General features: G+C 68.7%; 8 protein-coding genes. 5 read left to right on the top strand and 3 right to left on the bottom strand.

The window, feature by feature from the left end; all coding sequences use genetic code 11:
- Nucleotides 1-31 precede the first annotated feature (31 nt).
- From hflK to FRZ32_RS04370, 5 genes are all read left to right on the top strand, one after another.
- Nucleotides 32-1,150 (top strand): protease modulator HflK, encoded by a 1,119-nt coding sequence (hflK, locus tag FRZ32_RS04390; RefSeq protein WP_147042373.1) that lies wholly within the window; start codon nt 32-34, stop codon nt 1,148-1,150.
- Nucleotides 1,147-2,022, top strand: a complete 876-nt coding sequence (gene hflC / locus FRZ32_RS04385; RefSeq protein WP_147042372.1) for a protease modulator HflC — start codon at nt 1,147-1,149, stop codon at nt 2,020-2,022. Before hflK ends, hflC begins: the two co-directional genes overlap by 4 nt.
- Nucleotides 2,023-2,134: 112 nt before the next feature.
- Entirely contained in the window at nt 2,135-3,739 is a 1,605-nt protein-coding gene (locus FRZ32_RS04380; protein ID WP_147042371.1) for a Do family serine endopeptidase, read from the top strand.
- Nucleotides 3,740-3,803: 64 nt separating this feature from the next.
- Nucleotides 3,804-5,372, top strand: a complete 1,569-nt coding sequence (locus tag FRZ32_RS04375; RefSeq protein ID WP_192901875.1) for a helicase HerA-like domain-containing protein — start codon at nt 3,804-3,806, stop codon at nt 5,370-5,372.
- A gap of 2 nt (nt 5,373-5,374) precedes the next feature.
- Nucleotides 5,375-7,360, top strand: coding sequence for an OPT family oligopeptide transporter (locus tag FRZ32_RS04370; RefSeq protein ID WP_147042369.1), 1,986 nt, complete (start codon nt 5,375-5,377; stop codon nt 7,358-7,360).
- 46 nt (nt 7,361-7,406) lie between these two features.
- Here the strand turns inward: FRZ32_RS04370 and FRZ32_RS04365 are convergent, their stop codons facing one another.
- From FRZ32_RS04365 to queF, 3 genes are all read right to left on the bottom strand, one after another.
- A complete protein-coding gene (locus FRZ32_RS04365; protein ID WP_147042367.1) occupies nt 7,407-10,064 on the bottom strand; it encodes a M1 family metallopeptidase in 2,658 nt (885 codons plus the stop codon).
- 84 nt (nt 10,065-10,148) lie between these two features.
- Nucleotides 10,149-11,198: a 2-dehydropantoate 2-reductase gene (locus FRZ32_RS04360; protein WP_147042365.1), complete on the bottom strand. Its 1,050-nt coding sequence runs from the start codon at nt 11,196-11,198 to the stop codon at nt 10,149-10,151.
- Nucleotides 11,199-11,201: 3 nt separating this feature from the next.
- Nucleotides 11,202-11,648 (bottom strand): preQ(1) synthase, encoded by a 447-nt coding sequence (gene queF / locus FRZ32_RS04355; RefSeq protein ID WP_147042363.1) that lies wholly within the window; start codon nt 11,646-11,648, stop codon nt 11,202-11,204.
- Nucleotides 11,649-11,656: the final 8 nt, after the last annotated feature.

The raw sequence follows: 11,656 nt of genomic DNA, 5'->3' as shown, positions 1-11,656 counted from the left end.
TTTCCGCACAGGCGCTTTATATAGGGGAGGCATGAGATGGTTTTTCGGACGCCGCGCTCCGGCCGGCGCAGTCCTCAGCGACAATCGCGGCCCGTGGGGCGCCGGCGGCAGCGACGGCGGCGGGAGCCGTGATGGCGAGGGCGGCGGCGCTGGAGGTTCCGGCGGCGGCGATGGGCCGCGCAATCCCTGGGATCGCCCGTCGAGAAAGCCGGGCCGGGGCCTCGAAGGCGGCGGCTTCGACGAATTCCTGAAGAAGAGCCGCGAACGGTTCGGCAACCGCTTCCCGCAGCCGGGCAGCGGGCGACCCTACTGGCTGTACGGCCTTGCCGTCTTCCTGGTCCTGTGGATCGGTTTCACCTCGATCCACCGCGTCGGGCCGCAGGAACGCGGCGTCATCACCACGCTCGGCTCCTTTTCGGGCACGCTCCAGCCCGGCATCGGCTTCACTTTCCCGGCGCCGATCAGCTCCGTCCAGGTCGTCGACGTCGAACAGATTCGGACCATTTCGATCCCGGGCAACAATACGGAGAATCTGATCCTGACCGGCGACCAGAACGTGATCGACCTTGCCTATTCGGTGCGCTGGAACATCCGCGATCCGCAACGCTACCTGTTCCAGATCCGTGACCCGGAAGGAACGATCAGGGAGGTCGCGGAAAGCGCCATGCGCGCCGCCGTCTCGCGCGTCTCTCTCGACGATGCGATCGGGGCTGGCCGCGCCCAGATCGCCCAGACCGTCGAACAGAACATGCAGCAGCTGCTCGACGATTACGGCGCCGGCGTTCGGATCCAGGGCGTCGCGATCAACCAGTCGGTGCCGCCCGCCGCGGTCAACGAATCCTTCCTTCGCGTCTCGGCCGCCCAGCAGGAGGCGCAGAGCAACATCAACGATGCCCGGGCCTACGCACTCCAGGTGACCGCCCAGGCGCAGGGCGAGGCGGCTTCGTTCGAGAAGATCTACACCCAGTATCGCGCGGCGCCCGAAGTCACCCGGCGGCGCATGTATTACGAGACGATGGAATCGGTCCTCCAGCATGTCGACACCACGATCGTCGAGGCGCCTGGCGTGACGCCCTATCTTGCGCTTCCCGAGCTCCAGCGCCGGGCCCAGCCGGCACCGAGCCAGCCGCAGGAGGGCCAGCGCCAATGAACCGCACGCTCTCCAATCCGATCGTGCTCCTGTTCGTGACGATCGTGCTGCTGATCGTCGTCGGCAGCACCTTCTCGATCATTCCCGAAACGAAGCAGGCGGTGGTCGTCCGTTTCGGCCAGCCGGAACGTATTCTGAACCGCTATCGCCCGAACGAGCAGTTCGGGGCGAGCGGCGCCGGGCTCGCCGCCCGGGTTCCGTTCGTCGACGGCATCGTGTGGATCGACAAGCGCATCCAGTCGATCGACATGGAGAACCAGCAGGTGCTCTCCGCCGATCAGCTGCGGCTCCAGGTCGATGCCTTCGCCCGCTACCGCATCGTCGATCCGTTGCGGATGTATATCTCCGCGCGGACCGAGGACAATGTGACGGCGCAGCTGCAGCCGATCCTCGCCTCGGCGCTCCGGAACGAATTGGGACGCAGCCCGTTCGCCTCGCTGCTCAGTCCTGAACGCAGTCAGATGATGGACAATATCCAGAACGCGCTCAATCGGGTCGCGCGCCAATATGGCGCCGAGATCGTCGACGTCAGGATCAAGCGCGCCGATCTGCCGGACGGCACGCCGCTCGAATCCGCCTATGCGCGGATGCGCTCGGCTCGCGAGCAGGAGGCGCGGGCGATCCAGGCGCAGGGTCTCAAGCAGGCGCAGATCATCCGGGCCGAGGCCGATGCGGAGGCCTCCGCGACCTATGCGAGCGCCTTCAACCGCGATCCGCAATTCTACGATTTCTATCGCGCGATGCAGTCCTACCGGACCAGCTTCCTGACGCCCGGCACGGCCGATAATCCGCGCGGCCGCGCCAGCATCATCCTGTCGCCGAACAACGATTATCTGCGCCAGTTCCGGGGCCAGGGCGCGGCGCCGCGTTAGGAGATCGGGAAATGGTCGAGGTCATTCAATTTCCGTTCAGCCGCCGATTCTAGCGTGCGCCCGCGAGGGGACGAACCAAAGGCGGCCGTCGGCAAGTCAGGAGGAAGAAATCGTGCGTTATGTCTATGGAGTCACCGCTGCCCTGCTGCTCGGCGGCGCGGCGACGACGCTGACCCTCAATCCGCTCGGCGCGCAGACGGCCCAGAACGATCCGGGTACGATGGCCAGCGCGCCGCGCCCCGGCGCCCCGCCGACCTTCGCCGATCTCGTCGAGCGGCTCCAGCCGGCCGTGGTCAACATCTCCACCCGCCAGAGCATCCAGGTGCGCCAGCAGCAGCTGCCGCCGGGCTTCGAGGAGTTCTTCCGGCGCTTCGGCGCGCCGGTGCCGAACGGCGGCGGCGACGGCGGCACCGTGACGCAGCGCGGCGGCTCGCTCGGCTCCGGCTTCATCATCTCGCCGGACGGCTATGTCGTCACCAACAATCACGTCGTCGCCCCGGCCCGGCCGGACGCGGTGGTCGAGCAGATCACGGTGACGCTGTCCGATCGCACCGAATATGACGCGGAGGTCGTGGGGCGCGATCCGACCGCCGACATCGCGGTGCTGAAGATCAACCCGACCCGGCCGCTGCCGTTCGTCCGCTTCGGCGATTCGACGCGGGTGCGCGTCGGCGATTGGGTGCTCGCGATCGGCAATCCCTTCGGTCTCGGCGGCACGGTGACCGCGGGCATCGTCTCCGCGCTCCACCGCAACATCAACGCCGGCCCCTATGATCGCTACATCCAGACCGACGCATCGATCAATTCGGGCAATTCGGGCGGACCGATGTTCGATCTCAACGGCAATGTAATCGGCATCAACACGGCGCTCATCTCGCCGACCGGCGGCAATGTCGGCATCGGCTTCGCGATTCCCGCCGAGCAGATCCAGCCGGTCGTCGAAACGCTGCGCCGCGGCCAGCGCGTCCGGCGCGGCTATATCGGCATCGCGATGCAGGATGTGGACGAAAGCATCGCGGCCGCGCTGGGCATCCAGCGCAATCGCGGTACGCTGATCCAGTCGGTCACGCCCGGCGGGCCGGCCGCCCGCGCCGGCATCCAGCAGGGCGACGTGATCGTCTCGGTCGCCGGCCAGCCGGTGACCCAGGATCAGACGCTCGGCTATCTCATCGCCCAGCAGCAGGTCGGCGCGCGGGTGCCGATCGAGTTCATCCGTCAAGGCCAGCATCGCACCGTCACGATCTCGATTGCGGAACGGCCGAGCGACGAGGAGCTCGCGCGGCTCAACGGCATCGATACCGGCAACGACAATGGCGAGGATGGCAACGTGCCCGGCAAGCCGCGCGCGCCCGAGCCGTCGAGCGGCCAGCGGGCCGTCCGCGACGGGCTGGGAGTCACGGTCGAGCCGCTGACGGCGGACATCGCCCGCCGCATCGGCCTTCGCGACACGACCCTGCGCGGCGTCGTCGTCGACGATGTCGATCCGAACAGCGACGCCGGGCAGAAAGGCCTGCAGACGGGCGACGTGATCCTGTCGCTCAACCAGACGCCGACCACGACGCCCGAGGCGGTCCAGTCGGTGATCGAGGCCGCGCGTCGGGCGGGCCGGACCAGCGTGCTGGCGCTCGTCGCGCGCGGCGCCAATCCGCCCCGCTATGTCGGGCTCGAACTGGCCCGGCCCTCAGCGCGGCCGTCGACACCACAGCGTCGCCAGTAAGAAGCGATCTTGCCGCGCCGTCCCCGCTGGGGGATAGGTGCGGCAGGAAAGCACGGAGGCGAGCGTGGGCGGGACGAGTATCTTCATCGGCGCGAGCACCAACGACACGTCGAAGCGCCAGGAACTCGAGCTCAAGCGCGCCAATCGCCACGGCCTGATCGCGGGCGCCACCGGCACCGGCAAGACGGTGACGCTGCAGGGGCTGATCGAGGGCTTCTCGGCCATCGGCACCCCCTGTTTCGTCGCCGACGTGAAGGGGGACCTTTCCGGCCTCGCCATGGCCGGATCGCCCCAGTCGAAAACGCATGAAAGCTTCGCCGCCCGCGCGCAGCAGATCGGCGATACCGATTGGCATTATGCCGACACGCCGGTCCAGTTCTGGGACCTGTTCGGCGAGCAGGGGCACCCGATCCGCACGACGGTGAGCGAGATGGGCCCGCTGCTGCTCGCGCGGCTGATGGGCCTCAACGACGTTCAGGAAGGCGTGCTGACGATCGCCTTCACCGTCGCCGACAAGGACGGGATGCTGCTCCTGGATCTCGACGATCTCCAGGCGATGCTCGCCGATTGCGCGAACCGCGCGAGCGAGCTCACGACCACCTATGGCAACGTCACCAAGCAATCGATCGGATCGATCCAGCGCAGTTTGCTGCAGCTGCGCAGCCAGGGTGGCGATCATTTCTTCGGCGAGCCGGCGCTCGAGCTTCGCGATTTCCTGAAGACGGACGACAGCGGCCGCGGGGTCGTCAACATCCTCGCCGCCGACAAGCTGATGCAGAGCCCGCAGCTTTATTCCACCTTCCTGCTGTGGCTGATGAGCGAGCTGTTCGAGACGATGCCGGAGGTGGGCGACCCGGACAAGCCGGTCCTCTGCTTCTTCTTCGACGAGGCGCACCTGCTGTTCGACGACATCCCCAAGGCGCTGGAGGACAAGATCGAGCAGGTCGTCCGGCTGATTCGCTCCAAGGGGATCGGCATTTATTTCATCACCCAGAACCCGATCGACATTCCCGAGACGGTCGCCGGGCAGCTCAACAACCGCGTGCAGCACAAGCTCAACGCCTATACGCCGCGCGACCAGCAGGCCGTTCGGGCGGCGGCGACGACCTTCCGGGCCAATCCCGGCGTCGATGTCGCAACGGTCATCACCGAACTCGCGGTCGGCGAGGCCCTGGTCTCGCTGCTCCAGCCGGACGGATCGCCCGAACCCGTCGAGCGCACGCTTATCAGGCCGCCGTCGAGCCGCGTCGGGCCGATCACTCCCGACGAGCGACGGACGATGATCGAAACCGATGCGATCGGCACGAAATACGACACGCCGGTCAACCGCGAGAGCGCGTTCGAGATGCTGAAGGCGCGCGCGGACCAGGCGGCACAGGAGGCCGCGCAGGCGCCGGCGCCGCCGACCGGCCGCACGGCCGCGCAGGGCAGCACCTGGGGCAAGGTCGCGACGTCCGCGGCCACCTCCGCCGCGCGCTCGGCCAGCTCCGCGATCGCGCGTCAGGTCGCCAATGAGATCGGGCGCGAGATATTGGGCCGGCCGGCGCGCCGCTCCTCGTCATCGTCCGGCGGCGGCGGCCTGGTGAGCGGACTGGTCCGCGGCGTCCTCGGCAGCCTGTTCCGGGGTCGCTGAGCATGGCGCGGAACGCCGCGGACGCCTCCGCTCCCGCCCCGTCCGTTCCCGAGCTCACGCTTCGCGCGATCCTGCTCGGCGGCGCGATCACCCTCGTCTTCACCGCCGCCAACGTCTATCTCGGCCTCAAGGTCGGCCTGACCTTCGCCACCTCGATCCCGGCCGCGGTGATCTCGATGGCGGTGCTGCGGATGTTCAGGAACAGCTCGATCCTCGAGAACAATATCGTCCAGACGGTCGCCTCCGCTGCGGGCACGCTGGCGGCGATCATCTTCGTGCTGCCGGGCCTGGTGATGATCGGCTGGTGGCAGGGCTTTCCCTATTGGACGACCGCCCTCATCACCCTGACCGGCGGATTGCTCGGCGTCCTCTTCTCGGTGCCGCTTCGGCGCGCGCTGATCGTCGACACGCCCGATCTTCCCTATCCCGAAGGCAAGGCGGCGGCCGAGGTGCTCCGGGTCGGCTCGGAATCGCGCGAGGGCGCCGAGGAAAGCGCGCTCGGGCTCAAGGTGCTGGTGGTCAACTCCATCGCATCGGCCGCCTTCGCAGCGCTCACCCAGACCAAGCTGGTCGTCGCCGAGGCCGCGACCTGGTTTCGGGTCGGCGGCGGCGCGACGGGCATATCCGGTGGGCTCTCCTATGCGCTGATGGGCGTCGGCCATCTCGTCGGCATCTCGGTCGGCATGGCGATGGCGCTGGGCCTCGTCATCGGCTGGTGGATATTGCTCCCGATCCTCACCGCGCAGCAGCCGATGGCGGCCGACGCGGCGACCTGGGCGCAAAGCGTCTTCACCGCCAATGTCCGCTTCTTCGGCGCCGGCGTGATCGGCGTCGCCGCGGTCTGGACCCTCCTCAAGATCGCCGGCCCGGTGCTCGGCGGCATCCGCTCGGCAATGGCGGCGAGCCGGGCGCGCGATCGCGGCGAGCTTCTGGCGATCGGCGAGCGCGACATGCCGATCGCCGCGGTCGCGCTGGGAACCCTCGCGCTGCTGGTGCCGATCGCGCTCATCCTGTGGAGCACGATCGCGGGCGGGCCGCTCCAGGGCTCGGCGGTGCTGCTGATCGGCGGCGCGCTCGTCTTCGTGCTGGTGATCGGCCTGATGATCGCCGCGGTCTGCGGCTACATGGCGGGGCTGATCGGAGCATCGAACAGCCCGATTTCGGGCGTCGGCATCCTCGCCGTCGTCGCCGCCTCGCTGATGCTCGTCGGCCTGTTCGGTCGGGAGAGCGGCGGGGCGACGACGCAGGCCCTGGTCGCCTATGCGCTCATCGTCACCGGGATCGTGTTCGGCGTCGCGACCATCTCCAACGACAATCTCCAGGACCTCAAGACCGGACAGCTGGTCGGCGCGACGCCCTGGCGGCAGCAGGTGGCGCTGCTGTTCGGCGTTGTCTTCGGCTCGATCGTCGTTCCGCCGGTGCTGAACCTGCTCGGCAGCCAGCTCGGCTTCGCCGGAATGCCGGGCGCCGGCCCGAACGCGCTCGCCGCGCCGCAGGCCGCGCTGATCTCCGCGCTCGCCCGGGGCGTGCTCGGCGGCGATCTCAACTGGACGATGATCGGCTATGGCGCCGCCGCCGGCGTCGCCCTCGTCATCCTCGACGAGGCACTCGGCAAGGCGAAGCTGCTGCGCCTGCCACCACTCGGTGTCGGTATCGGCATCTACCTGCCGATGGCGGTGATCCTGCCGACCGTCACCGGATCGATCATCGGCTGGTTCTACGATCGCTGGGCGGCCAAGCGCTCCAACCCCGAATTCGCGATCCGGCTCGGCACGCTGACCGCGACCGGCCTGATCGTCGGGGAGAGCCTGTGGGGCGTCGCCTTCGCCGGGCTGGTCGCCGGCGCCGGCAGCGATGCGCCGATCGAGGTCACCGGCCTGCTCGGCCTCGGCGACGGCTATGGCCCGGTCGCGCTGGCGGGCGGGACGATCCTGTTCTTCGCCCTCGCCTGGTGGCTCTATCGCCGCACGATGAAGATTGTCGGCTGATCGCGCTGCCCCCTCCCCCTGAGGGGGAGAGGGCGCCGATCGACGCTCAGCCGGCCGCGTGCGCGTCCAGCCAGCGGGTGATGTCCGGAAGCCGCTCCTGCCGCACCCGGATGCGATCCTGGATCGAGGCGATCGCCCGGTCCACCGAGCCGCGCGACTGCGGCGTCATGTGCTGCTCGGCATATTGGCGGAGCTTCTCGATCATCGCCGGATCGTGCGAGCGCCCGCCGAGCCCGGCGAGATAGCGCGAGCGCGAGGAGGCATCGACGAGCCCTTCGACCTGCTCGCGATGCGCAAGAGCGAAATCGAAGGCCATGTCGGGATGCTCGCCCGAAACCGCGGAGATGAGCGCGCTCGAATTGGTCGCGCCCGGCTCATCGGTGAGCGCCAGATCCAGCGCGCGCTGGGCAAGCGCCGGATCGCGCGCCGCGCCGAGCAGGCGATAGAGCTGCTGCTTGACCAGCGGGTTGGTCTCGGCGCGCGCCATCTGGTGCAGCCGATCCCAGGTCGCGGCATCGGCATTGGCGGCGACGATGGCGAGGATCGTCGTGCGCAGCGGGCCTTCGCGGACCGAGGCGTCGTTGGCGGCGAAGCGGCGGTTGGCCTCCTCGACGACCGCGCGGTCGCCAAGGTCGCCGAGCGTGCCGATCAGGTCCGTGCGGAGGATCGCATCGGTCGGCGATTCGTCCGCGCGGACGGACCAGCCGACCCGCTGGAGCAGCGGCGTAAGCTTCCCCGAGGCGAGGCGCGCGACCATCGCCTGGTGCGCCTCGTCCCCGTCATACATGCCGTGGATCGAATCGAGCATGCCGGCAATCCGCTCCCAGACGCGGTTGTTCGCATCGGGAGCCGCGGCATTGGCCATGTCGAGCGCCAGCGAGGCATTCTGGTAGCCGGCAAGGCCGAGCGCCCAATTGTCGGCGAGCAGGCCGATCTGGTCCACCGGCCGCAGCGTCGCGAAATTCCGGGTCAGCTGGGCGAGCGCCGGCGCCGCATAGAGCGTGCGGTAATAGCCGGTCTGGCCGTAATTGACGACGAGCGGGCCGCAGCCGGGGACGGTGAGCGTGCCTTCGCCATTTTCGACGACGGTGCGCGCCTCCGCGCCGCCGGCCGAGGCGATCACCGGCACCCGCCAGCGCAGCGGCTGGCCCTCGCGATTGTCGCGGCTGAACTGGCTCTGGCGCAGGGTCACGCGGGTGCTGCCGGCGGTGCACTGGGTGGCGGTCACCTCGATCATCGGCACGCCGGGCTGGAGCGTGAAATCATGCGCGATCGCGGAAATCTCGCGATGGCTCGCGCCTTCGATCGCGTGCCAAAGATCGTCCGTCACCGTGTTGCCGAGCCGGTGCGCGCGGATATAGGCGCGCACGCCATCGCGCCATCCGGCCTCGCCGACATAATCCTCCAGCATCGTGATGACCGCTTCACCCTTGTTGTAGGTGATCGCGTCGAACGCCTGGCTCATCTGGTCGGGGGTGCGGATGTCCTGCACGATCGGATGGGTGGTGCGAAGCGAATCGAGCCCCATCGCGCCCTCGCGCCCGTCGATGCGGCCGAGCAGCGGCTCCCACTCCGGGTGGATCGCGGCGGTGGACTTGGTCTCCATCCACGAGGCGAAGCCCTCGTTCAGCCAGATGTCGTTCCACCAGGCCATGGTGACCAGATCGCCGAACCACTGGTGCGCCATTTCGTGCGCGGCGACGACGAAGATGTCCTGCCGCCGCCCCTCGCTGGTGATCGCCGGATCGTTGAGCAGCACATTTTCGAACGTGAAGATCGCGCCCCAATTCTCCATCGCGCCGAAAAACTGGCTGGAGCCCGGGCCGGCGACGTTGTCGAGCTTCGGCAGCGGGAAGGGCGTGCCGAAATAGTCGTTGTAATAAGGCAGGATCCGCGCCGCGCTCTCGAGCGCCCAGCGGCCCTGCTCGCCGGCGCCGCGACGGCTGACCACGCCGATTTCGGTGTTGCCGGCGCGCGTCGTGATCCGATCGAACTCGCCGGTGCCCAGGAACAGCAGGTAGGAGGACATGGCCGGCGTGGTCTGGAAGGTGACGAGGTCGGTGCCGTCGGCCTGCGGCGTCCGCGTCGCGGTCGGCATGTTGCCGATCGCCTGCTCGTCGCGCGGCACGACGACGCTGAGATCATAGGGGGTGCGGAACTGCGGCTCGTCCCAGCCGGGGAAGAGGCGGCGCGCGTCGCTCGCCTCGAACTGGGTGAAGAGCGCGCGCTTGTGCGCCCCGTCCGCCTCGTAATCGAGCGCGAAGAAGCCCGCGGCCTGCGTGTAGATCTTGCCGTGATAGTCGATGGTGAGCTGGTAGCGGCCCGGCGCCAGCTGGCGGTCGAAATGGAAGGTGACGGTCTGGTTTTCCTCGTCCTGCGTTGTCGAGGCCGGATGGAGCGCCGCGCCGTCCGCGCCGGTCAGCGTCACCGCGCCGAACTCCATGTCGATCGCGTTCAGCGTCAGGCTGTCGGTCGCCTCCAGCACCGCCAGGTCGACCCGCTCGTTGCCGGCGAAGGTGAGATGCTCGGCGTCCGGCGTGATCCGCAGCGTATAGTGGATCGGGCGCGAGGTGCGCGGCAGCTGGCTCGGCACGTCGGTGCGGATCGGCGGCACCTGCGCGGCGGCCGGCTGGGCGTAGGCCGGCGGTGCGACGGCAAGGCTGGCGGCAAGGGCGAGGGTGGAGGCGAAGGCGGTAAGACGCATCCTGGAAAAGCCTTTCATTTCGGGATCGTGGCCACCGGATGCGCCGCCGCGCAGAGTGTGTCAAATGCTTAAGGCACCCGCGCCTCAGTAACCGAAGCCGCGGGCCGATTTGTGGCGCTGGAGCACATGGTCGGCGAGCTCGCGGGCCGTCCAGCGCCGCTCGACGCCCGCTTCCGCCATCTTGACCAGATCGACGATCGCCTTGTTGACCGGCGCGCTGCGCCCGAGCGTGGCCGCGAGGCGGACGACCTCGCCGTTGAGGTCGTCGATCTCGGTCCGCCGGCCCGCTTCGAAATCGTCGGACATCGATCCCCGCGCCTTGGGATCGATCTTCTGCACCTTGAGGAACATCGAGCGGAAGACGAGATCGGGCGATCCGATGACATGGGGCAGCAGGCGCGGCGGCACGAGACCGATCTTCGCCGGCTCGATCCCGGCGGCGTCGAGCAGGCTTAGCGCCTCGACGATCGCGGCGGCGAAGACGCGGCGATAGTCGCGCTGCCTGAGCTCGGCGAGGATGGTCTCGCGCGACAGTGCGTTGATCGCATTGTTGAGATTGTAGAGCAGCTTGCCCCAGGCGACGCCGCGCATGTCGTCGGCAAGGAGGAGCTTGCCGGGCTGGTCGCCGATCCGTGCCGCCAGCGCGCGCGTCGTTTCGCTCGCCTCGGCGACGAGCTCGCCGAACGTCGCGCGATGCCAGCGGCCGGGGCCCAGGCGGACGACGTTGAAGGGCACCATGCCGTGGAGCACCTGCTGGCGCGGCAGCAGCTTCTTCAGACGCTCCGCCGCGGTGACGCCGTTCTGGAAGCTCAGCACCCGCGTGCCGGGCCGGGCATGTTTCGCGATCTCCTTCGCCGCCGCCTCGATCCCGACGGTCTTCACGGTGAGGAGGACGATGTCGGCCTGGCGCAACGCCTGTGGCTTCGTCTGGTAATCGATGTCGGCCGCCGCGAACACGGCCTTCCATCCGTTCTGGTCGGTCAGCGTCAGGCCATATTCGCCGATCTCGCGCTGCAGCCGCTCGCGCCCGGCGAAGTGGACGTCGAGCCCCGCCGCCTTCCACGCGCCGCCGATGAAGCAGCCGACCGCGCCGGCGCCGAAGACCAGGATTCTCGGATTGTCGGCGCTCGCCAAGGCCTAGCCCCGGCCCCGATAGGAGGCCACGCCCTGATCCGGCACCCACAGGCCCGCCGGGGCGTCGCCGGTCTGCCAGAAAACGTCGATCGGAATCCCGCCGCGGGGATACCAATAGCCGCCGATCCGCAGCCACAGGGGCTTCATCTCCGCGGCGAGCCGCTGGCCGATGCCCACCGTCACGTCCTCGTGAAAGGCGCCGTGGTTGCGGAAGGCGGCGAGGAACAGCTTCAGCGACTTGGATTCGACGATCGTCTCGCCCGGCGCATAATCGATGACGAGATGCGCGAAATCCGGCTGTCCGGTGACCGGGCACAGCGACGTGAACTCGGGCGCGGCGAAGCGCACCAGGTAGAGCGCGCCGGGGCGCGGGTTCGGCACGTAATCGAGCCGCGCTGCTTCGGGCGAGGCCGGCAGCGCGCTTGGCTGGCCAAGGTGGGTGAGCGACATGCCGGTCC

Source organism: Sphingosinicella ginsenosidimutans, from assembly GCF_007995055.1.
Lineage (GTDB): Bacteria > Pseudomonadota > Alphaproteobacteria > Sphingomonadales > Sphingomonadaceae > Allosphingosinicella > Allosphingosinicella ginsenosidimutans.
The sequence above is the reverse complement of the archived record's forward strand: the minus strand, read 5'-3'. Positions and strand labels throughout refer to the sequence as shown.

What these genes read in the sequence shown, in the direction of transcription:
- hflC (WP_147042372.1), top strand. Translation starts at nt 1,147, where the DNA reads ATGAACCGCACGCTCTCCAATCCGATCGTGCTCCTGTTCGTGACGATC.
- hflK (WP_147042373.1), top strand. Translation starts at nt 32, where the DNA reads ATGAGATGGTTTTTCGGACGCCGCGCTCCGGCCGGCGCAGTCCTCAGC.
- FRZ32_RS04370 (WP_147042369.1), top strand. Translation starts at nt 5,375, where the DNA reads ATGGCGCGGAACGCCGCGGACGCCTCCGCTCCCGCCCCGTCCGTTCCC.
- queF (WP_147042363.1), bottom strand. Translation starts at nt 11,648, where the DNA reads ATGTCGCTCACCCACCTTGGCCAGCCAAGCGCGCTGCCGGCCTCGCCC.
- FRZ32_RS04365 (WP_147042367.1), bottom strand. Translation starts at nt 10,064, where the DNA reads ATGCGTCTTACCGCCTTCGCCTCCACCCTCGCCCTTGCCGCCAGCCTT.